Source organism: Paraburkholderia sediminicola, from assembly GCF_046027825.1.
Lineage (GTDB): Bacteria > Pseudomonadota > Gammaproteobacteria > Burkholderiales > Burkholderiaceae > Paraburkholderia > Paraburkholderia sediminicola_D.
In genome coordinates this window covers 141,825-164,343 of record NZ_JAQQDU010000001.1, presented here as the reverse complement: position 1 = coordinate 164,343, position 22,519 = coordinate 141,825, and the positions used below count along the sequence as shown (strand labels likewise).

At 61.2% G+C, this 22,519-nt stretch carries 19 protein-coding genes; 14 read left to right on the top strand and 5 right to left on the bottom strand.

Features of this window, described 5'->3' with window-relative positions; genetic code table 11:
- The first annotated feature begins 91 nt into the window (after positions 1–91).
- From PQQ96_RS00690 to PQQ96_RS00670, 5 genes are all read left to right on the top strand, one after another.
- Positions 92–319, top strand: a complete 228-nt coding sequence (locus tag PQQ96_RS00690) for a hypothetical protein (RefSeq protein ID WP_408287432.1) — start codon at positions 92–94, stop codon at positions 317–319.
- 186 nt (positions 320–505) lie between these two features.
- Positions 506–1,471: a LuxR C-terminal-related transcriptional regulator gene (locus tag PQQ96_RS00685; protein WP_408287429.1), complete on the top strand. Its 966-nt coding sequence runs from the start codon at positions 506–508 to the stop codon at positions 1,469–1,471.
- A gap of 346 nt (positions 1,472–1,817) precedes the next feature.
- Positions 1,818–3,599 (top strand): adenylate/guanylate cyclase domain-containing protein, encoded by a 1,782-nt coding sequence (locus tag PQQ96_RS00680; RefSeq protein ID WP_408287426.1) that lies wholly within the window; start codon positions 1,818–1,820, stop codon positions 3,597–3,599.
- A 49-nt stretch (positions 3,600–3,648) separates the two neighbouring features.
- Entirely contained in the window at positions 3,649–4,887 is a 1,239-nt protein-coding gene (locus tag PQQ96_RS00675) for a phosphatase PAP2 family protein (RefSeq protein ID WP_408287424.1), read from the top strand.
- A 42-nt stretch (positions 4,888–4,929) separates the two neighbouring features.
- The gene (locus PQQ96_RS00670) at positions 4,930–7,170 is read left to right on the top strand and encodes a S8 family serine peptidase (RefSeq protein WP_408287421.1); all 2,241 of its coding nucleotides are present in this window, start codon (positions 4,930–4,932) and stop codon (positions 7,168–7,170) included.
- 113 nt (positions 7,171–7,283) lie between these two features.
- Here PQQ96_RS00670 and PQQ96_RS00665 read toward each other — a convergent pair whose 3' ends face one another.
- Together PQQ96_RS00665 and PQQ96_RS00660 are read right to left on the bottom strand one after the other, a co-directional pair.
- Positions 7,284–7,550: a hypothetical protein gene (locus tag PQQ96_RS00665; protein ID WP_408287418.1), complete on the bottom strand. Its 267-nt coding sequence runs from the start codon at positions 7,548–7,550 to the stop codon at positions 7,284–7,286.
- A 342-nt stretch (positions 7,551–7,892) separates the two neighbouring features.
- The gene (locus PQQ96_RS00660; protein WP_408287623.1) at positions 7,893–8,834 is read right to left on the bottom strand and encodes a LysR substrate-binding domain-containing protein; all 942 of its coding nucleotides are present in this window, start codon (positions 8,832–8,834) and stop codon (positions 7,893–7,895) included.
- An 80-nt stretch (positions 8,835–8,914) separates the two neighbouring features.
- Between PQQ96_RS00660 and PQQ96_RS00655 the strand changes: the two genes are divergently transcribed.
- Complete coding sequence (locus PQQ96_RS00655; RefSeq protein WP_408287415.1) at positions 8,915–9,313, top strand: nuclear transport factor 2 family protein; 399 nt, start codon at positions 8,915–8,917, stop codon at positions 9,311–9,313.
- 380 nt (positions 9,314–9,693) lie between these two features.
- Here the strand turns inward: PQQ96_RS00655 and PQQ96_RS00650 are convergent, their stop codons facing one another.
- Both PQQ96_RS00650 and PQQ96_RS00645 read right to left on the bottom strand, forming a co-directional pair.
- Positions 9,694–10,932 carry an NAD(P)/FAD-dependent oxidoreductase gene (locus PQQ96_RS00650; RefSeq protein WP_408287412.1) on the bottom strand — a complete coding sequence of 413 codons (1,239 nt, stop codon included), beginning with the start codon at positions 10,930–10,932 and terminating at the stop codon, positions 9,694–9,696.
- Positions 10,933–11,076: 144 nt separating this feature from the next.
- Positions 11,077–12,408, bottom strand: coding sequence for an MFS transporter (locus PQQ96_RS00645; protein ID WP_408287410.1), 1,332 nt, complete (start codon positions 12,406–12,408; stop codon positions 11,077–11,079).
- 417 nt (positions 12,409–12,825) lie between these two features.
- On the opposite strand from PQQ96_RS00645, the gene PQQ96_RS00640 reads away from it, so the two are divergent.
- Together PQQ96_RS00640 and PQQ96_RS00635 are read left to right on the top strand one after the other, a co-directional pair.
- On the top strand, positions 12,826–14,481 hold the full coding sequence (locus PQQ96_RS00640) for a serine hydrolase domain-containing protein (protein ID WP_408287408.1): 1,656 nt from the start codon (positions 12,826–12,828) through the stop codon (positions 14,479–14,481).
- On the top strand, positions 14,481–15,941 hold the full coding sequence (locus PQQ96_RS00635) for a M81 family metallopeptidase (protein WP_408287406.1): 1,461 nt from the start codon (positions 14,481–14,483) through the stop codon (positions 15,939–15,941). Before PQQ96_RS00640 ends, PQQ96_RS00635 begins: the two co-directional genes overlap by 1 nt.
- Positions 15,942–16,075: 134 nt before the next feature.
- On the opposite strand, the gene PQQ96_RS00630 is transcribed toward PQQ96_RS00635, so the two are convergent.
- The gene (locus PQQ96_RS00630) at positions 16,076–16,735 is read right to left on the bottom strand and encodes a helix-turn-helix domain-containing protein (RefSeq protein ID WP_408287403.1); all 660 of its coding nucleotides are present in this window, start codon (positions 16,733–16,735) and stop codon (positions 16,076–16,078) included.
- 312 nt (positions 16,736–17,047) lie between these two features.
- Between PQQ96_RS00630 and PQQ96_RS00625 the strand changes: the two genes are divergently transcribed.
- The 6 genes from PQQ96_RS00625 (at position 17,048) to PQQ96_RS00600 (ending at position 22,410) form a co-directional block, all read left to right on the top strand.
- Positions 17,048–17,683, top strand: coding sequence for an energy transducer TonB (locus PQQ96_RS00625; protein ID WP_408287400.1), 636 nt, complete (start codon positions 17,048–17,050; stop codon positions 17,681–17,683).
- Positions 17,684–17,752: 69 nt separating this feature from the next.
- Positions 17,753–18,712 carry a MotA/TolQ/ExbB proton channel family protein gene (locus PQQ96_RS00620; protein WP_408287397.1) on the top strand — a complete coding sequence of 320 codons (960 nt, stop codon included), beginning with the start codon at positions 17,753–17,755 and terminating at the stop codon, positions 18,710–18,712.
- 12 nt (positions 18,713–18,724) lie between these two features.
- Positions 18,725–19,153, top strand: coding sequence for an ExbD/TolR family protein (locus PQQ96_RS00615; protein ID WP_408287394.1), 429 nt, complete (start codon positions 18,725–18,727; stop codon positions 19,151–19,153).
- 10 nt (positions 19,154–19,163) lie between these two features.
- Entirely contained in the window at positions 19,164–19,595 is a 432-nt protein-coding gene (locus tag PQQ96_RS00610) for an ExbD/TolR family protein (protein WP_408287391.1), read from the top strand.
- Positions 19,596–19,617: 22 nt separating this feature from the next.
- Positions 19,618–20,844, top strand: coding sequence for a tetratricopeptide repeat protein (locus PQQ96_RS00605; protein ID WP_408287389.1), 1,227 nt, complete (start codon positions 19,618–19,620; stop codon positions 20,842–20,844).
- A 24-nt stretch (positions 20,845–20,868) separates the two neighbouring features.
- The gene (locus tag PQQ96_RS00600; protein ID WP_408287386.1) at positions 20,869–22,410 is read left to right on the top strand and encodes a M81 family metallopeptidase; all 1,542 of its coding nucleotides are present in this window, start codon (positions 20,869–20,871) and stop codon (positions 22,408–22,410) included.
- Positions 22,411–22,519 lie beyond the last annotated feature (109 nt).

Below are 22,519 nucleotides of genomic sequence, written 5' to 3'. Positions count from 1 at the left end.
GCCACGAGTATGAAGCCTATCCAGATAGCCTGAAACGATTGACCGGTGTGTACTAGAGTGTACTTACGGCGCCTTCAACGGAGTTTCTTCCATGGATACTCATTCGATTCTGGGCATGATTCACGCTGAAGAGGCTTTACTGGTCTCCATCGTACGGTCGTTACCACCGGACATCAGACGCGCGGTCGCCAACGATTTTCATGAGCAGGTCGAACTCGCCGGGACTTCGCACCTGAATCCGGCAACCGATCGAGAAGCGAGCGACGCGTTCAAGGCTCACCTCAAAAGGTTGTCGATCATGCTTGCCTCGCTGTCGTAAAGAGAAGTCGATCAGTCCGAGGCGCCACGTGTGGCGTGCGCGCGCGAATTTGACGGTCCGCTGCACGTTGCGAGGCAGGCGTTGACGGGCCATTAGCCACTTGAAAAGCGCGCACGGCTCATGCTGATCCTTTTCATTGCTCCCGCAGGTTTGTTCCGCGATGGCGTCGCGCGTCTGCTTGGCGACGTGGCCGACGGCGCGGAAGTGAAATGCGTCGACTACGCGTTGATCCCGATCGATAGCGGGCAAACGGTTGACGTACTCGTGCTCGACGGTGACTACCTGCCGGAGGCGCTCACTACTGCAAGCGCTTCTCGTCACGGTGCACCGAACCTGCCCGTGCTTGCACTGCTGACCTCGGTCGATCCTCAGACCGTCGAGCAATTCATCTCGGCAGGCGTTGCAGGTCACCTGGGTAAATCGGAGTCCAGCAATGCGCTGGTCGCTGCACTGCGCCTCCTTGCTGCCGGCGGACGGTATCTGCCATCGGCCATCCTCTGGTCGGCGGACACCGCGGCTACCGCTTCCACCGACGCGCTGCAAAGGTCCGCCGACGCGGCCGATCCCAATCCCCGCTTTCTGACGCCTCGCCAATTGCAAGTGCTGGCGCTCGCGGCGCGCGGCGATTCGAACAAGTCGATCGCGCGACAGTTGAACATTTCTGAAGGCACCGTAAAAGTGCACTTATATACGGTGTACAAAGCACTCAAGGTCGGAAGCCGGGGGCAGGCGAGCGTTGCCGCCGCGCGCTTGCAGAAGGTCGGCGATGTGCAACTTCACCACGCGCTGGACGGCCAGCTGTCGATCACTCGGCTGCTGGCTTATACGGCGCCCACCCGTTTTCAATCCGGCCACGTCCTCTTTCACAAGGATGACCAAAGCGATGCGCTTTACTACGTGGTGCGCGGAACGGTCATGCTCGAGGAGATCAGCACCGAGGTGGGGCAGGGCGCGATACTGGGCGAAATCGGGCTCTTCTCTCCGGACCATCGGCGCACGTGCACGGCGCGTTGCAAGAGCGAATGCGAGTTGCTGGTAGTCTCGGCGACCGACGCGATGCGACTTTATTATCAGGACCCGGAATTCGCCACCTATCTGATCCACTTGATTACCCGCCGATTGGAGGCCGATAAGCAGCGCACGAAGCGTTAATTGCGACTCTCGAACGCTTATTGCAGACACTGCATTTCAAGGTGCTTCGACTTTGTCCGATATCGACTGACATAAAGCGGATGGCGGGCAAAAAAAGCCGCCTTTCCAATGTCTTTTTGACCTATAACACATACAAATCGCCAGTCTGCTGAAGACATCGGCCGCGCGTTCGCGTTGCCCCGTCAGGCGGCGAGATTCACCATTTCGAGCATTTCGGCTTAGCGCTGAAGGGTTGCGCATGCGTGGCCGCGGCGCATCCGATGTGATATTCGAAAGCATGCGCAGGGGCGGTGAAGTCCGTTGCGTATAAGACCCGTACACGCAAAAAATGGCTTGAATAAAAGTGATGGCAGATTTCCCCCGTTCACCGGATGGACTGGTTTGTGTCGTTCGCGCCGTGCTGTTTATGGACCTCGTCGAGTCCTGCAGGCTAATGCAGGATAACGAGGTCGAAGCAGCGCGGCGCTGGCGCGCGTTCAAGGCGCTGATCGAGCATGAGTTGGTGCCCGCGCATGGCGGCCGCCTGATCAGAACTGAGGGCGACGGACTCATGGTCACGTTCGTCCGCTTGCAGGATGGACTCGCCGCGACCTTTGCTATTCAGCGCGCGTCGCGCGAGGTCAACGCAGGTGAGCCGGCGAGCAAGCACATGCTTTTGCGGATGGGCTTGCATATCACGGAGTTGTACGAAGACGAGCGTGACGTGTACGGCCGCGGCGTCAACCTGGCCGCGCGCCTGTACACGCTGGCGGGACCCGGAGAGATCGTGGTGTCCGCGCAGGTACGGGATCAGCTGACGTCCGAACTGGACGCGGAAATCGACGACCTTGGCGAATGCCATCTGAAGCATTTCGAGCATCCGGTGCACGCCTATCGGATTGGTCCGCCCGGGCCACGTCCGCTGATCGAGCGTGGCGCCGCTTTTTTGCCGGAGCTGCGGCCCACCATTGCGGTGATTCCGTTCGTCTTGCGTGGCGGCGACGTCGAACAGCAGATGCTCGGCGAAGTGCTCGCCGACGAGATCATCTCCTCCTTGTCTCGCACGGCCGAGCTTCAGGTGATCTCGCGTTTGTCCACGACCGCGTTTCGCGAGCGCGGCGCGTCACTCGACGAAATCAGCGGGTTTCTCGGCGCGCGGTACGTCCTGTCGGGCGCATATCGAATGTCGGGCGATCAGGTCGTGCTCGTCGCCGAGCTCGCCGAGGCCAAATCGCGTCATATTTTGTGGACGGAGAGCATCATAGGTCGCACTTCCGAGGTCATGCTCGGCCAAGACGAACTGATCGGCCGGGTGGTCGGCGAGGTCAGCAATGCGATCATCAATCGCGAACTGCATCGGGCACGCTCGCAGGCGTTGCCCACACTCGAAATCTCGACACTGCTGATGAGCGCCATCGTGCTGATGCACCGCGGCGTGGCGTACGACTTCAACCGCGCGCGGGACATGCTGGACGCGGTGATCGAGCGCGCGCGCAGACAGGCATTGCCGCATGCATGGCTCGCCAAGTGGCATGTCTTGCGCTTCAATCGCGGTTGGACCGATGACCGCAGCGGCGAAGCCAATGTGGCGCTCGAATGCACGCGACGCGCGCTGGACGCCGATCCTGAGTGTTCGCTCGCGTTGACCATCGACGGATTCGTGCACACGAATCTGCTCAAGCAGCTCGACGTCGCGGAGCAGCGCTACGCGCTCGCGCTCTCGGTCAACCCCAATGAATCGCTTGCATGGCTGCTCAAAGGCACGCTGCACGCATTCGAAGGCGAAGGCGAGGAGGCGGTCGACGCAACCGAGCGTGCCCTCAGGCTTTCGCCGCTCGATCCCTTGCGCTATTTCTACGAATCACTAGGCGCAACGGCCGCGCTATCCGCGGGCCGCTACGAACGCGCGGTGGAACTGGCGCAACGGTCCCTGCGGGTCAATCGGACCAACACATCCACGTTACGCGCGCTGGCGATCGCGCAGTCGCTACTTGGCAACGTCGAGGCGGCGCGTGTGACGGTCGGCGAGGTGCTGGCCATCGACCCGACGCTGACGGTGAAACGTTATCTCGAACGCTCGCCTAGCGGCGCATACAAGACCGGCAAGATCTGGTCGGAGGCACTCCGTCAGGCGGGATTGCCTGGCTAGAGAGAAGACGCGATGAATACGGTGCTGGATCCCTGAGAGAGGACATATCGTGAGCGGACTTGGCGGTGCGGGTGGGGCAGGCGGTGCGGGCGGCGCGGGTGGCGCGGGCGTTCCGCCCGGCGGTGGCGGCGCGGGTGGCGTCTATGATGCGGGCGGCGGTGGCAATCCGGGCGACGCGCGGCTTCTCGCGGAAGCGCTGAATGCACACCGGGACGGGATAGTGGGCAGTTGGCGGACTCCGGAACTGGTCACGCTCAACTTCGATAAGCAGAAACTGCAGGATCTCTCCACACCGCCGGCGCTCGACGATCCGGCTCAGCTGTGGCGATGGGAACCCTGGGTACGCGCGACGGTGTTCGATTTCGAACTGCTGACCAATCTGCAGTTTTCGTTTCCCGACCCTTATACCGCCATGCTGTCTCACCGGGCAAGCGCGGCAAGCGGCGCGGACGTGGAAATCGTCTCCTTGAGCCGGCCGGGCGTGGACATCTTCACGCAACAACTCGACTGGTTGGACTTCTATTCGGACCTTCGCGAGGACCGCACGGCCGAGATACTGTGTCAGATGGGTCCGCAAGTGGCGTTCTGGAGCACCCTCATCTTTCTGCAGCCGAGCCGCACGCCGAAGACGCTCGAACTGCTCGATACCGCCGTGCGATTCGCGATCTTCGCGGAACTTCGCTTCAAGCATGCGATAGCGGCGCAAAGGGCCATCGAGTACTCGACCCAGGTTCAGCCGATGATCCAGACACCGGGTCATGGCTCGCTACCGAGCGGCCATTCGACTCAGGCGTTCATTATCGCGACGGTGCTGTGCGCATTGTTCAATCAGCTGCCCGGCTCCGTATTCCAGCAGCAGGCGATGCGGCAGGCGTACCGCGTCGCGGTGAATCGAACGGTGGCGGGTGTGCATTTCCCGATCGACAGCATCGCGGGGCACGTGCTCGGCACGTCGCTCGGGGAATACTTTGTCGCGCGGTGTAAGGGCAAGCTTGGCGGTAACGGCCTGATCACTTCCCGCTATTTCAAGGGCAAGGATATGCAGACCACTGATCCGCACGGCAACCCGGATTTCGACTATCACGAGCCGCTGAGCGACGCCGGTGTCACCGCCTATATCGCAAACAATCCGGGCATGACCGCGGCACAGGTGCAAGCCTACTTCTCGTTCATCGCCTGGGACTCTGTGCAAACGGCCGTGGATGGATCCGACATTCTGTCGTGGCTATGGAACCAGGCGGAGAGCGAATGGACGGGTAAGAGTCTCCAGAACACGCGTTTGACGTAAGCGCGTCGATGCTTGCAGAAAGGGTGGCATACGAGGTGGCATATGAACTGGCAATCCTGGACGGGCGGCGGCGCGTGGAGTGGTCTTGACTGGATCGGACGCGCCGCTGACAGCGCCCGCGCCGACCCCTATCTGGCGTGGGCGGACACAACGGCATTCGCTCACCTCGGAGGGGAACCCACGTGGGTGCGCGTGATCCTCGAACTGGAAGTGCACTGGCCCGGAGAGGGCGCTGCGCCCCTTACCGCGCAGACTTTCGCGGAGAGTCTGGAAAACGCGAACGCCGCGTGGAAGACGTGGATTCAGGTATCGACCGTCTATCGTTTTCCGCCGCATGATCTGGAAGCGTCGCGCTTCCTGACGGCCGTCGTGAGCAGCCAGTTCTTCACCGAAATCGATGGCGTCATGAAGGGTATCGTGAAGCGCTTCGAACTCGGGATGCCGATCGCGCCTGGCGACGCGGCGCAGTCTTTGTTTCCCGGCCCCGAAGCGCCCGTGCCGGGAACGGCGCCCGTCTTCGGTCCGATTGCTCAACCAGACGCAACGTCCACCGACGCGCGGGACCAGCCGCACGTCGTGTTCATGGGTGTCATGGACGACGGACTGGCGTTCGCTCAAGAACGCTTTCGTTCCGTCGCCGATATTCCGTCGACCCGCATCGAATACTTCTGGAATCAGGATGACGCGGCGGCGGCGCCGCTCGGCGTGCACTACGGGCGTGAGCTACACCGCGACGAGATAAACGGCTTGTTTAAGCAGTGCGTGAACAACGGACTCCTGGATGAAGACGCCGTGTATCGGCTCAACGGTTACGTCGGTGCGCGCAAACGCTGGGCGCACGGCACGGAGGTCATGGATCTCGCGTGTGGCGTGAGGCCGAACAAGATCGAGGCCGCCGCATTGATCCAGGAAGGGGAGCGGACCGGAACGGTTGAACCGCCGCGTATCCTGTGCGTCCAGTTCAAGACGGCAGGGCGAACGATTCGCGACACGTCCGGGCTCTGGTTCGCCGTTCACGCACTCGACGCGATCCGCTACCTCCTGCGGCGCGCCGACGATCTTGCCAATGGCGCGGGGTATTCGGTTGTACTCAACCTGAGCTACGGCTATATGGCGGGTCCGCACGACGGCAGTTCGATCATTGAAAGCGCGATGGACGAACTGATCGGCCTGCATCGCGATCTATCCATCGTCGTCCCCGCGGGAAACAGCAACATGGTCCGCTGTCACGCGGAACTCCCGGTTGAGAAAGGAACGTCGAGCCCGATCACATGGCGCGTCTTGCCCGATTGCGCCACGCCCGGTTTTCTCGAGATATGGTTGCCGAAGGATGTCGATGCATCCAGCGTCACCGTTCAGATTGCTCCACCGTGGGGAGACAGGAGCCCCGCGTTTGCGGTCAAGAATCTCTACACATGGCAACCGGGGCGCAATGTGCTGTGCACGGTGGTCTATCTGGATCGCGTCGCGACGGGGGACCGCAGGATGATCCTGATCGCACTCGCCCCTACGGCGATGAATCAGTCCAGGCGCGATCCGGCGCCGGCGGGCAACTGGACTGTGACGTTGACGAACGGGTCGGATGACGATCTGGAGATTCATGCCTGGGTGCAGCGTAATGAAACGGCCTACGGATATCCGCTGCGGGGGCGACAATCGCGCTTCGAGGATCTGGCGTACAAGCGGTTTGTTTTTGGGGCCCACGACCGGGACTTCGACGAAGGCAATCCGTCGACCTGGATCAAGCGTTGTGGCACGTTGAGTTCCATTGCGACCGGCGACCAGACCGTCGTGGTCGGTGGCTATCGCAGGACCGACGGACGCGCTGCGACCTACTCATCGACTGGACCTTCTCTGCGGGAGACGAAGCGATCCGGTCCGGATGCGGTGGCTGTCAGCGAAGACTCCGTAGCATGCGCAGGCGTGCTGGGCGCGAGTACACGCAGTGGCTGCCTCGTTGCGTTGAGCGGAACCAGCGCAGCGGCGCCGCAGGTGGCCCGCCTGCTGGCGAGGCGAAAAATCATCGAGTACGCGAATGGATTGCAGCCCAATACTTTCACGCCTCAGCTTTCCGCACGCGCATGGATCGAAAACGAGGCGGATTTGCTCGATCCGGAGCCGGCCAACCTGATCCCTCACCTGCTAGCCCCGTGCCCCGGCACGTTGAACCCACCGCCGGTACCGATCGGACAGCATGCCTATGTGCCGCGCCTGCCTGAGATTCGGGCAGGCTCCGGCAGGTTGCCTTCGCCGCGCTGGAAGAAAAGAGGTATCAAGCTGTAGCGATGGCATCACGCGTCGAGGACCGGGTATTCTTCACCCGGCCCTCGTCGTGCGTCACGTGTATCACGTATGTCACGTGCGTCCGCTGCCGGGATCCGGAGCGGACAGAAAGATCATTGACCTCCCCTGAAAAGCTGCTGGAGCCTCGCCTGTTCTCCGTTCTGCTGCGAGTGCACGAGGTCCTGATAGACCTCGGCGCGGGTTTTGCCCTGTTGCATGGCGGCGCCGCCCGACATCGAGTTGGTCGACGTGTCTGGTCCTTCCGAACTGTTCACGATTTCGGTTGCGGTCGGCGGCTGTTGCGTGGTGGTTTGCTGCGCGTTTGCCTGCCATGAGCACGCGCAGAGCATGCCGCTGACCAGTAGAAGTGCTGTCTTCATTTTGACTCTCCTTTGGAAATGGCGGCGCGTGGACCCGGTGCGCCGAACCGAAGTGCCGAGGTGTGCCGTGTCCAGGGAGAAAGCGGGTCGCTCCGTGGAACGGAGTGAGTGCGATCGGGCGAGGTTGCAGAGACGCCTAGGTTGATTGGAGTATGTGTGTCGGGCGCGGGCTCGGCTATATGGCATTGGTGATAGGTGACGAAGGACGCGCGCCGGGCGCGAGCGGTTCACCCACCCACCGTGTCGCTCAAGGTGGCGTTGCCCGAGGGTCTGTTGCAGTAAGGCGGTGACGGATCTGCGGACGCATGGGGCGATTTTTCTTGCCTGGCGCATTCGCGCAAGTCACTCTTCCTGCGCCAGCCGCACGAGAATTTCGGCAAGGGCACGAATCTTCGGCTGGGCCGCACGTTGAGAGGGATACACCAGAAAGTACGACGCACCGTTTCGCACTACCTCGGGAAACGGCGTCATGAGGGAGCCCACGTTCAGTCTTTCTTGTGCCATGCGTGGATCGCCGATGGCAACCCCATGACCTTCCGCTGCGGCAGTGAGCGTCAATTCAAGTGTATCGAATACAAGCCCCTGTCGGGCATTGATGTACGTCGCCCCAACACCATCAAGCCAACCATGCCATTCCGCATAACCAGGTCCAGGATGAAGCAGCGTGACGTCCGCAAGATCGGCGACCGATTTCAGAGACGCAGCCAATGCGGGTGTGCACATTGGCGCGAGCGTTTCGGCAAACAGCGGTACCGCTTCTACGCCCACCCACTGTCCGGTGCCACGCACGACAACGGCGTCGACATCCGGCGCGGTGAAATCCGGCATATCGTCAGCGGAGGTCGAGATGCGCAGCTCAGTGCCAGCCAGCGCATGGTTGATTTCTGCCAGCCGCGGGAGCAACCAGCGAATCGCAAACGTGGACGGTAATCGCAGCGTGATCACCGACGCCGCGCCATGCTGGATTGCAGCATGCTGAACGAGCTGCGTCAGCACGCGGACTGCCACCGTAAGCAGTGTGTCGCCCTCTGGTGTCAATGCCAGCCCCGACGCGTGACGCACGAACAGCGCACATTGATAGTGCGCTTCCAGTTGCTGGATCTGCCGGCTGATCGCTCCTTGTGTGCGGCACAGATGATCTGCGGCCTTACTCACGCTGCCGAGAGACGCCGCAGCGACGAAAGCCTGAAATCCGGCTAGCGACGGCAGCGGGCGGGTCAGATCTGCCAGCGGGTATGTTCCGGTTGCATACCCCGCTTGCGGATTTTTCGATTGTTCGGTCATCGGCGCGTCGCTATCGTGTTTCAACCAGGGGCGTGCTCGTTTGACCGGGCCGCATTGTTAACGAATTATCGGAGGTTACTGTGGTGTCGTCACCCGAATTACGCTATACGCAGCAGGTTCGTACCTACCTCAACGAGCTGGAGCGCGGCGACGTCGCCGCGATCTGCGCCCTGTTTGCACCGGACGCACAGATTTTCTCGCCGTTTCTCGGCTGGATGCAAGCGGCACCGTTCTTTGCCAAAGTCAGCGAAGCATCGGGACAGAGCACGATCAGGCCTATCGACATCTGCGTGAGCACAACGGGCGCTCGGCGTGCGACGGGTTACTTCATCTACGATTGGGTGCTGAAAGACGGTTCCGCGGTGAGCTTCGAGTGCGTCGATGTGTTCGAGTTTGACGCCAACGGGCTCTTCGAGCGCATGATAATTGTGTACGACACTTATCCTGTCCGCAGCACGGTCGGCGATAAGTACGCGTAGTTTGCCGACTACTGTCAGCGTCCGGTCTGAAACTGATCGCGTTGAAACAGAGCGTGGCCTGACGGTATCTGGAACGAGTGGCGGGCGCCTAATCGTCGATACGCCGATGACTATACTGGCCGCGAATTGCGGAGGCAGTCGGGATTCTCGTCAAGATCGCAATATTTCAATCTGCAAGTAATTTGGATTGCTATTCATTAAAGGTACTTGCTCGCCGAACGTCCCATGCCGGGCCTCGCGCGAGAGCGAGCCTGGATCAAATTGTTGACAGGCAGAGCGTAACCAGCAGCTCGTTTCGGACAGGCAGTAGGTGATCCAATAAAGCCAGGCGGGAATATCGGTTTCGCCGACGGTATCGGGACTCCCTCCCACTGCCGACCTCACGCGTTGAACCGGCTGGCGCGAAACGGGTGAGGGTCCACCAATAGGGGTTCTCCGGTAATCATCTCGGCCACCAGACGTCCAGTGACGGCGCCCAGCGTAAATCCGTGATGGGCGTGGCCGAATGCGAACCAGAGATCTTTGTGACGGCTTGCGGGTCCGATAATCGGCATCATATCGGGTGTGCAAGGGCGTGCTCCCATCCATGGTTCGCTATCGATACGCGCCCCAAGAGGAAACAGCGTGCGCGCAATCGGTTCAACGGCGTTCAGTTGCGTGGGCGTTCGGGGCGCATCGCGCCGTGCCAGCTCGGCGCCTGTGGTCAGCCTGATTCCGCGGCTCATTGGGGCAATCAGGTAACCATGCTCGACGTCGAGCACCGGATGGTTCAGGCGCGTTGTCGATTGGGTGTCATAGTGCATGTGATAGCCACGCTTGACGGCCAGCGGCAAGCGATAACCCAGCCGCGACGTAACCTGTTCCGACCACGGCCCCATCGCCACGACGACCGATGTGCCTTCAATCACCCCCTCATGGGTCGATACCGCCCATTTGTCCTTGAGCGTCGTACCATCGCCAAAGAAAAAGCGGCCGCCTAGTTGCTCAAAATACCTGGCATAGGCAGTCACCAGCGCATTCGGATCGCTTACGGAATCGGGTTCGACATATCGGAGCGCGGCAAGCAGCGAGGTATCCAGATCCGGTTCGGTCTGACGCAAGCGCGTGGCGTCAAGCAAATCGAACTCGATGCCGAATTCACGATGCCACCGCTCGGCGAGCCTCGTCTCCTCGTCCTGTTTGGCTGCCGTTCTAAAAACTTTCATCCAGCCGATTGGACGCAGCAACGAACTTGCGCCGGCCTCTTGCGCAAGCGCCCGGTGCTCGGTCAGGCAGTGTTCGATCAGCGGGGCATAAGAGCGTGCGATGGCCGCATGGCGGCGCGGGTGCGAATTGCGCCAGTACTGCCACAGGAACGGCGCGAGCTTGAGCATCGCGTCCGGGTGGTATCGGACATCAGTCGACTGGTTGCGTGCGTAGCGCAAGAGAGTCTGCAATCTGCGCGGAAATGCATGCGGATAGACGCCTTCGCGCTGAATCAGTCCGGCATTGCCAAACGACGTCTCGTTGCCTGGCTGCTTGAGATCCACCAGTGAAACCGCCCGGCCGCGTTTTTGCAGGTGCGCGGCCACCGACACACCCACTATGCCGGCGCCGAGCACGATGGTATCGAACTTCATTGGTCGTTCCTTTTGATTCGTTTCATGTCAGCGCCCACGCGATTCAGCATGTTGGCGATCTGCCCGTTGATTGGCGTGCCGACGGCCACGATTAGCGGTGGCGCGCGTTGAGTGCTATTGGCTTCCGCTACTGCCCGGCATAGCTCAGAAGGTTTCGGCGCAAGAGTCGACAGGATTGTTGTCTGTCAAACGCGGCTCGCTATAGACCCCAAACATCCAGATGGCGACACAGGCAATCAGCAGGGGAACCAGAGGACCCACCAGGCCCAACAAGGCAATGCGGTGATGGAGTTCGACAGTGGCCGGCGCGCCTGCGTGGTAGCCGATGAGCGACAGGAGGCCGCCCGAGACGACGCCGCCGAGTGACAGGCCGAGCTTTTGCGCGGACATGAACATGCCCAGGTAAAGCCCAAGAGACGGTCCTCCCGTGGACGACTTTACGGTGTCGAGCACCGCGGCCGTCAGGGCCACACCGGCTACCGAACAGATGATGCCGTAGATCGCGCCTGCCACCATGACCACCGGTATCAACCCACTGGCAAGGCCGGCCCAGTAGCCGATAAATGCGGCTACGGTGACGAGAAAACCTATCCGTAGCGTTCCATTGTCGCCAAAGCGGCGCAATACCGGAACGGCGAGCGGCAGACCGAGGAGGCCGCCAATCAGCACCGGTCCCGCGAGCAGGAACAGGTCCTCGGGGCGGCGTCCAAGCAGATACTGATTTTCATAGGCAATCAGGGAATTCAGGCAGCCTCCTGCTGTGCCGAGCGCGATGATCACGATGATGAGCGCAAGAAACGCGCGATTACGCAGGACAGCAACAATGCCGTCACGCAGCGACATTTCCGCGGAGGACTCTGACAGTGCAGCGGGATGAACCGGGGCGTTACGAACTGCGCGGTAAAACCAGGCGTACATGAACGCCATCGTCAGCGCCACCACCAGGGTCATGGTCAGGTAGCCCCGCTCGCCGCCGCCGCCGAACCGGATCAGGACCGGTACGCAGACCACGAGCGCAATCGTAGTAAGGGCGGCGCCGAGGTTTCCGACAGTCAGGAATTTGTTGCGCTGGAGGGAGTCCGTTGCCAGGTCACCGGCCAGGGCGAGAAAAGTGACGCCGAAGACGGTATAGCAGGTCGCTTGCAGAATCTGCACCAGCACATAAAACGCGGCAAGCAGCGGCTTGGAGGTGATCGCGGGGTGAAAGAAGGTGAGGGGCAGAAGCACCATCAGCGCGAGCCCACTCAGGATGCAGACGCGTAGACGGCCGCCCGCGCGCAACGCCAACTGGTCCGAATAACGTCCGATCGGCATGTCGACAAGAACGTCCCACAGCTTGGGGGCCGCCAGAATCATCCCGGCAAGCCATGGTTCGAGATGCACGTACTCCGTGAGGAAATACAGAAGCAGCATGGGAACCGGGGTAGCGGCGAGCGCGTTGGCGGATCCGCCCGCGCCGTATCCGCCCAGGCGCATCAGGCTGATACCGCGGCTGGAATTCGAAGTAGATGACATGCCAATTCCTGTTAGGCATCCTGGGATGCAAGTGTCCTGGCCGGCCGGTGTCGGCACGGTGGTTTTTCTGCATAGTGCCAAATAAGAAAAATATTTACAATATGGAAAATGCTGCTGGACTTTTCTCCGTGGCTGCCATGACGGTGACCGACCGGGTCAGCGACTGGCTGGGAGACCGCTGTTGATCGAGGTGTTGTGCCTGTCGGGCGGGGTTTGTAGCCTGATTCGATGGCTTTGCGAGTGTCGCGAACTATGGTGGCGGCACCCCCGGGCGAGAGTGAAGTTATCTGTTTTAGAAAAAATTGACTTATTGGAAAATCGGTCAATATACTGCGTGTTGTTGCGCCGGTGGGGTGCGATGAACTGTGGAGGAGACCGATGGCGGACGTAGATCCTGATTCACGAGCGAGTGCCCTCGACGACATCTTTGCGCGATTCAATCGCAGTGATGCGCCGGGCCTGGTGGTTGGCATTGCACAACATGGCAAGCTGCTCTACCGGCGGGGCTTCGGGCTCGCGAATGTGGCGCTGGCCGTGGCGAATACGCCTCGCACACGGATGCGCATCGGTTCGACCAGCAAGCACTTCGTCTGTCTCGCAGCGTTGTTGCTCGCCGAAGACGGAAAACTGGATGTCGATGCGAGCATTCGCGCCTATATCCCCGAGTTGCCGGTACTGGCTGGCGAACCGACGCTGCGCCAGCTCATGACACATACCGGCGGATACCGGTGCTACCTGGACCTGAGCGTGCTGGGTAACGTCGGCGCGATGATGGAAAAGGGCGAAGCGTTCAGGTATCAACTGCTGCAACAGGACGTGAACTTTGCGCCTGGCGAGCGCATGGCGTATTGCAACGGTGGCTACCATCTACTGTCGATCGCTATCGCGCGCGCCAGCGGCACGGCGTTCGAAACCTTTCTGAGGCGGCGTATCTTCGAACCGCTCGGCATGGTGAATACCGACTCCGTGCCGAGCGACCTCACCGTGGTGCCGGGCAGGGCCACGCCACATGTACTGCTGCCGGACGGCAGCTATCGTCGCGGTGTTCTGCCGCTGGAAGATCTACTGGGTGAAGGCTCGATCGTCTCGACCGTGGCCGACATGCTCATATGGCTCGCGCACTTGCGCGGCACGAAGCGGATCGGCAACGCGTCAACCTGGGTGCAGATGCTGTCGCCTGCCCGTTACTCGAGCGGTGCGGTGGGCTCGTACTGCCTTGGGCTGGAGCGGGAGAAATATCGGGGTGTCGAGGTGATCCACCATGCGGGGGCGGTGGCTGGCGGCGCTTCGCAGATGATTACCGTGCCGGCGCACGAGCTCGACATCATCGTGATCACGAACGGCGCTGCGGTCAGTCCGACGGAGCTTGCGTGGCAGGTGATCGACCGGCTGCTTGGCGATGGCGTGCTGGAGGCCGCGCCGCCACGCGTCAAAACGGCCGGACTGGAAGAGATCCTTGGGCGCTATTGGTCGCAGGACACGCGAACGCTCGTCGAACTACTCGACGATAAAGGCGATCTTGGCTTCAATCTGCTCAACTCGATAGCGTTGCCGGTGGTCGCCGGCCAGAACCGCTATTGCGTGACGTTTCCCGGCATGGGGCCGCTCTCGTTTGGCCATGTGCCGACGTCGCTGCTGAGCGATGCGCCGGTGATCGAGTTATCCAATTGCGGGCACGTCGATCGGCTTGTGCGCTTGCCGGATGTTCCACCGCCTGTCACGGAATTCGCCAGCGGGCTGATTGGGCGTTACGTGTCGAATGATCTTGCTGCGAGCGGAACGATCAGCTTCGACGGCAGCAGGGCGACGTTCGCCGTCAAGGGCACACGCGGCGGCTGGAGCAGTGAACTGAAGGTGATATCGCGAGACGTTGCGGCAATCTCCGTCAAACCTGGGGAGTTGAGCGTGCCCGCGGTGCTGGTCGTCGAGCGGGAAGGCGCGGGGCGGGTCCGCGGCTTCCGGTTGAGTACCACCCGCTCGATGAATCTGCACTTCGTGCGGACTGGCGACAACGCAACGCAGGAGTGCGAATAATGAAAATTTTTACCGCGACGCTGATCACCGAAACGAATACCTTCGCGCCGAGTCCGACCGGACTTGGCGGCTACGAGGCATTCGGGATTTATCACGGCGATGCCAGCAAGGTGGCGCCGGACGGGCTCGGGGCGGGAACAGCCGAATTGCGCCGGCTGGCGTCCGAGCAGGGTCACGAAATAGTCGAGAGCCTGTCGGCGATGGCGCAACCGGCAGGCCGTACCGTACAGCGCGTGTACGACTGTTTTCGCGAGGAGATTCTCGCGGATCTGCGAGCGGCGCTTCCCGTCGACGCCGTGCTGCTGATCTTGCATGGCGCAATGATCGCGGAGCACTGTGACGATTGCGAAGGCGATCTGCTCGAGGCCGTTCGCGCACTGGTCGGCGACAAGGTGCCGATCGGCGTGGAGCTCGACTTGCATTGCCACTTCACCGAGCAGATGCAGCGCAACGCAAACGTGATCGTCTGCTACAAGGAATATCCGCATACGGACATTATCGAGCGCCTGCGAGAGGTGTACGCGTTGACCGTAGCGACTGCGGAAAGGCGCATCCGTCCGGTGACCGCGGTACACGATTGCCGGATGGTAGGTAAATGGCATACCACCAGCGAACCGATGATCAGCTTCGTCAAGCGCATGCAGTCACTGGAGGGGAGGGACGGCGTATTGTCCGTTTCGTTTGGCCATGGGTTTCCATGGGGGGATGTGGTGGAGACGGGCGCCAGGATCTGGGTGGTCACCGACAACGATCAAGCCACGGCTCAGCGCATCGCGTCGCAGCTCGGCCAGGAGTTATGGGACATGCGTGAAGCGGCACGCCCGGCGCACCTGTCGATCGACGACGCGCTGGATCGCGCGCTGGCTGGCGACCGCGGTCCTGTGGTGCTGGCCGATCTCGCTGACAATCCGGGCGGCGGCGCGCCATGCGATAGCACGTTCATTCTGCGGCGGCTCATCGAGCGCGGTATCGCAGACGTAGCGCTTGGCTGCATGTACGACATAGGCGCGGTCCAGGTCTGCAGGGAAGCGGGCGTCGGCACGCGGCTTACGCTTCGGATCGGCGGTAAGTTGGGGGTGAGTTCCGGCGCGCCGCTGGACCTGGTGGTAACCGTACGCGCGCTAACGGGCGAACATCATCAAAGCATGGGCGCTATGGCACGCCCATTGGGCTCGGCGGCGTGGGTGTCGACGGATGACAATATCGACATCGTGTTAATGACGGTGCGCGAACAAACAATTGCACCAACTGCCTTTACCGGGCTCGGCATTGATCTCGCGAGCAAGCGCGTTGCCGTGGTCAAATCCTCGCAGCATTTCCATGCGGAATTTGCGCCGATTGCACGAGAAGTGCTCTATGTGTCGGCGCCGGGGGCATTAACACCTGATTTCGCCAGTATCCCGTACCGGGTTCGCAGTCCCAACTACTGGCCGCGTGTTGAGAACCCATTTGAGGTGTGATCGGGAAAACCCGCGAGAGCGAAACTTCATTCAGGCCGGGTGCCCGCCCGGCTGAACCAGGTTGCCTGGCCGGCGTTGAGCGTGACGGCGTCAGACGGGAGCCAGGGCCCTTTGCTAGCGCAGAGAACCCTGGTTCATTCCTGCTTCTGAAGCTGCTCGATGACGCGCTGTTCCGCGCTTGTGCACACAGACAGAAGGCGGCATGGACCATAAGATGCTGCAAGGAACGCGTGTCCCATGCTGCTATCGAAATAGACCGACTCGCCAGGCTTAAGCCGTGCAGGCGCATAGAACTCCGTGTGAAACTCGATTTCGCCTTCCAGTATGTAGATAAATTCCTCGCCGGAATGCCTGATCAGGCCGCCGAATTCGTCGGTGAATTCCTCGATGGTGCGGGCTCGCACGTCGACAATCAGCGGTACCAGTTGCTTGTTCAGCAACTCCACGGCAAGAAACGTCTCCACATAGGGGCCAGTCCGCACGGCCACGCCCTCACCCTGCCGCTGGATGACTCGTCGGCCTGGCACCGACGGGGCAGTTTCGCTGCCCGGGCTTTCTCCGAGAAGCCCGAGTAACTCCGACATGTTGACGCCCAAACCGGCGCTCACAAGCGAGAGCTTTTCGTAGGACAGGGACGCCCGTCCCATCTCGAGCTTCGAGATGGTTGAGATGGCGAGCCCGGTTCGTTGGCTGACTTCCTGCAATGTCAGCCCAAGTTTGTTACGGAGCGCGCGAATTGCCTGGCCGGGCTTGCTCAGACTGGATGGATCGTGGGTGGCAAGATTTTTCCGCATAGGTGTTTTCCGCATAAGCGATCAGTATGCCAAAAAATTTCATTACACGTTCATTACGTCCTAAATTATTCATTGTGGAAAAAAATGTTCTATTTGGAAAATTGTTGGTGTAATGTGTGGGTCATGCAGCGATAACGGTGTGGCTGCGATGTGGAAATTCGGCAAGCCGGTAGTCAGCCGCCATCCGCTGCTCGTGATGAGCGATCGCCACGGACTGCAAGCGAGCAAAGAAGCAAACCGGCTGGCGATAGGGATATGAGAAATGACACCCGGGGAGAGCCGACACGGCGCGGGTGCTTGGAGGAGGGACAAATGAAATATGCTGGTCAGCGCCACTATTCCGCGAGCCGCTTTGGCGGCATTGGATTTGTGGCACTCCTACACGTGGGGCTCATCTACATTCTGGTGAACGGTCTCGCCGCAAAAGTGATTGAGGTGATCCGCAAGCCCATCGAAACAAGAATCGTCGAAGAGGTGAAACCGCCTGCGCCCAAGCCGGCGATCGTCTTGCCGCCCCCACCGAAATTCGCGCCCCCGCCGCCGTTCATTCCGCCCCCTGAAGTGGTGGTTCCCGCACAAGCGCAGCAACCGGTGGTGGCGCAGCGCTCGGCCACGCCTCAGCCACAGTCCGCACCCATGCCCGCGCCTGCTGTTGCAGCAGCGCCTGCGCATACGGTGCACACGGAAGTGGGGGTGGTGTGCCCGAATTCGCAGCAGGTCAGGCAGTCGATGCACTATCCGCGTGAAGCTCAGCGCAACAACATTACGGGCGACGTGCTGGTGGAGTTCGTGGTGGATGCACGCGGAAACATGCAGGACGTACAGGTTGTGAAGTCGGCGGATCCGCTTCTCGACCGGGCTGCAGTGAATGCAGTCAAGCAGTTCAACTGTGTCGCGCAAGGAGAGGACGTCCGTGTACAGGTGCCGTTCTCGTTCAATCTGAATTGAAGGCAACGTCAAGCAAGGCTGGCGGGCGCTACCTGCCAGGTCTATGAAGAACGATCTTGGAGTGATGACATGAAGAACCCGAGTTTGGCCGCCATTGCGGCAAGCGCTATTTTCGCCCTGACCTCTGTGGCACTCCTGAGCGTGACCGGGACGGCCTATGCGCAGTCCGCCAGCAGCACGGCAGGCACGCCGGGCGCACAGACAAGCGCACAGACGAGCGCCGCACCCGCAGCGCAAGCGCCGGCAGAGCAGGCCGACCAGCCCGCTCCGCCGCCGCCGGTGGCAATGACCGAAGCGGTGTCGAATCCCTATGGCCTCGATGCGTTGTGGAAGGGGGGAGACATTGTTTCGCGGGCCACGCTCGTCATCCTGGTGATCATGTCGATGGGCAGCTGGTACATCATGGTGACCAAATTTTTCGAGCAGTTTCGCGCCAACCGTCGTGCGCGTTCAGCGGACGAGAAGGTATGGGATGCGCCGTCCCTCGAAGCCGGGGTGCAACAGCTGGACGAAGCCAGCCCATTTCGTTTCATAGCAGGCAGCGGCATTGAAGCCAGTCGCCATCATGAAGGGGCGCTGCTCGAAAAAGTCGATCTCAACACCTGGATCAGCGTGTCGATCGAACGCGCAACCACGATTGTTTCCAATCGCTTGCAGGATGGCCTCGCGTTTCTCGCGACAGTCGGCTCGACCGCGCCTTTTGTGGGTCTCTTCGGTACGGTCTGGGGTATCTATCATGCGCTGACGGCAATTGGCATTGCTGGACAGGCGTCGATCGATAAGGTGGCGGGGCCGGTGGGCGAAGCGCTCATCATGACGGCCATCGGCCTTGCGGTCGCTGTGCCGGCCGTGCTCGGCTACAACTTCCTGGTACGCCGCAACCGCTCGGTCATGGAACGGGTGCGCGGCTTTGGCGCACAACTGCATACCGTCCTCCTGAGCGGCGCGGGCACGGCGACGAAGACTTCTTCGTATTCCGTTCCTGACGACGCGGCCTCAAGGCGATCCATGAAGGCAGCAACGTCGTAAGCGGAGCAGATCATGGCCATGAGTGCAGGACAAGGCAGCGACGAGCACGACGAGGTAATGTCAACGATCAACACCACGCCGCTGGTGGACGTGATGCTGGTGTTGCTCATCATCTTCCTGCTCACCATTCCGGTCGCCACGCATACGGTGAACGTCCGGTTGCCGACGCAGACGGTCCAGCCGTTGCAGACCACGCCGAAGAACATCGTGCTCGCGATCAATCGCGACGGCGATGTGTTCTGGTCGGAACAGCACATCGATATGCCGACGCTGGTCGCGCGGTTGAAAGAGGTCGCCGTACAGCAACCGCAGCCGGAGGTTCAGATCCGGGGTGACGAGAGCGCGCGTTACGAGTATGTCGGCAAAGTTGTGGTGGCGTGCGAGCGAGCCGGCATCGCGAAGGTAGACTTCATTACGAATCCGGCTACGCACGGCGGCTGAGGAGGCAGAAATGGGAATGAACATGCCAGCGGGTGGTAGTCAGGAACCCGAAGTACTGGTCGAGATCAACACGACGCCATTAATCGACGTCATGCTGGTGCTGCTCATCATGCTGATCATCACGATTCCGATCCAGTCGCATGCGGTAAAGATGAATATGCCCGTGGGCACGCCGCCTCCCGTCGTGAAGGCGCCGCCGCCGGTGGTGGAGGTTGACGTGGACTTCGACGGCACCATCAGCTGGAATGGTGCACCCCTTGCGGACCTCGGGGATCTCGATCAGCACCTGAAGACGGTGGCGGCGCAAGCAGACCAGCCGGAGTTGCATCTCAGACCTAACCGGCTGGTGCCGTACCGTCGCGTGGCTGCTGTGATGGCGGCGGCGCAACGGCAGGGCGTCACCAAAATCGCGCTCGTCGGCAATGAGCAATTCATGCAGTAGGAACGTCTGGGATAGGTGGAAAATGAGTCGTGGACTTAGTTCTGGACGCGTGTCGTCCGCTCTGCTGCGCGGGCTGTTTCTAGCGGTCGGGGTGAGCGCTGTGCTCGTCAGCATGTCGGCGTTTCCGGCCGAGACCCTCCGGCCGGAAATCACCAGGCTGTTGCAGACCGCACGTGCGTTGTACCAGGCGCAACGTTACAAGGATGCGCTGGCGAGCGTGGCGCAGGCAGAGGCCATGCCCGGCAAGTCGCAATACGAAAGCGACCTCGTTGCACAGATGGGCGGCGCGGCAGCCGTTGCCGCCGGCGACCTTGCTGTGGCCGCGCGTGATTACGGATTTCTGATTCAGAGCGGCCGCCAGCCGGTTGCGGAACAGCAGAAGATGATGGCGGCGCTGGCGAGTCTCGCCTATCAGCAGGGAAATTATGCGCAGGCCGTGCAATGGGGGCAGCGTTATCAGAGCGCGGGGGCGGGCGATCCGCATATGAAAACGCTGCTCGCGCAGTCTTACTACATGGCGGGCAACCCCGGTGCGGCAGAAAAACTCCTCCGGCCTGCGGTGGATGCGGAGATGCGCGCCGGGCGTGCGCCTGACGTTGACGCGCTGAAACTGCTGGCGAGTTGTTATCAGAAGCAGAACGACAACGCAGGCTACACAGCGGTGCTGGAACAACTCGTCAAATATTATCCGACGCCTGCCTATTGGGGCGAACTACTCGGCCGCCTGCAGGCAGATCCAGAATTCGCGGGACGATTCGAACTCGATGTCTATCGTCTTAAGCGCGCCACCAACAATCTAGCTAGCGCAAGTGACTATATCCAGATGGCGCAACTCGCGATTCTGGCCGGGCATCGGGCGGAGGCGTTGAGTGTGGTGAACCAGGGGTTCGATTCCGGCGTGCTGGGCAAAGGCGCGGATGCGGGACGCGGCGAGCGGCTCAGGAACCTCGCGACCAAAGCGGCCGCTCAGCCGCAGCCGGCCGCTACGGCAGGCAACGGCACCGCGTTGGTCGAAACGGGCTTCAACGAGGCGCTCTCGGGAAAGAGTCAGCAAGGCATCGCTTTGATCGAGACGGGCCTTGCAAAAGGCGGTCTTGCCGATCCGAATGAAGCGCGCTTGCATCTCGGCATTGCTTACTTCCTTGCGGGTCAAAAGGGGAAAGCGCTGAATGCATTTGACGCCGTCGCCGGCAATGGCGCGGCGGCCGCGCTGGCACGCCTGTGGAAGCTCGCATCGCGCAGCACGTGATCCATATAACTAGAAAAGGCCCCCATGCTTAATGCAAACGCAAGCCTGAGATTTGTCGTCGCCGGTATCTGCCACGAGACCAATACCTATGCGACGGAGTTCACGGGTAACACGCAACTGTCCGACTTCATGTGCGTCAGTGGCGATGAAGTTGAAGCGGAGTACGCAGGAACCAATCGTTCGGTAGGCGGCTACATCGAAGCGGCCGCCGCGTCGGGGATCGAACTGGTTTACTCGACACTGGCTTTCGCGTGGCCGTCCGGAACCATTGGCGCGAGTGTCTACGCGCATCTGAAGCAATCTGTGCTCGCCGGGATCAGGGACGCACTCCCGGTTGATGGGGTCTTGATGGCGCCGCACGGAGCGGGTGTGGTGGAGGGGATCGACGATCTGGAAGGCGACCTGCTTGCGGCTGTACGCGAGCTGGTGGGCGATAACGTGCCCATCGCATCGGTCTACGATCTGCATGGGCAGATGACTGAGCAGATGCGTGTCTATGGCGACCTGACGCTGCCGTGCCGACTCTATCCGCATACTGACCTCCTGCAGCGCGGCGTCGAGGCTGTCGAACTGCTGGCCCAGACGGCTCGCGGCGAGATCAGACCGGTCACCGCAATGCACCAGTTGCCTATGTTGGGTATCGTCATGAGCACGGAGCCTGGTCTGCCTGCTGCACACGTCAACGAGTTGTGCAGGCGTGTCGGTGAACGGCCGGGGGTGATCGATTGTTCCTGGTTCCATGGTTTTCCTTACGCGGATATTCCCGCGCCGTGCCTCACGGTGGTGTGTACGACCGATGGCGACCTTGACCTTGCGCAGCGCTGCGCCGACGAAGTTGCCGACTGGATCTGGGCGAACCGGGAGGCGTTCAGGCCTAAGGTCCTGGCGCCAGAGGAGGGCGTCAGGCAGGCCCTTGCCGTCGAGTCGGGTCTGGTTGTGATCAACGAGAGTTCGGACAACCCCGGCGGCGGCGCGCCTGGCGATGCGACGCATTTGTTGCGGGCGCTTCTGCACGCGCAGCTTTCGCCCGGGACCGCGTGCTTCGTGGCGATTCACGACCCGGGCGTCGCGCAACAGGCTGAGCGTGCCGGCGTCGGCGCGACGATAGAAGTCAAACTCGGCGGGAAGCTCGGCAAGATGCAAGGCGCTCCCATCGTTGCGCAAGCGTATGTCAAAGCGATTACCGACGGCCGCTTCACGAATCTTCCCGGGTCCATGCTGGAGGGCCTTCAGTTCGATCTCGGGACATCGTGCAGGCTCATCATCGAGGGCGTCGACGTCATTGTTATCTCGCGTCCAACGCAAACCTTCGATCACGCGATGTTGCTGCTTCATGGCATCGACGTGAATTGCCGCAAGATCGTTGCGCTCAAAAGCTCCAACCATTTCCGGGCGGGATTCCAGGCTCTGGCCTCCGCAATCATTACCGTCGATAGCCCGGGACTGAGTTCAGCCGATGTCGCATCGTTTCCCCGTTCGCGCCTCGCTCAGCACCTTTGGCCGCTCCATGAAGACATCGTGCGAGTCAGGTCCGAACAGATTGCCCAGCCAACTCGGGACGCTTGAGTTTTTTTACCCGGACCGCTCACGCTATGTCGGCTGCGTCGCCAGGCGCCGGCAGCCTGGCATTTCGCGAGCGGGTCCGTCAACGGTCGACCACCCGATCCGTCTGGAT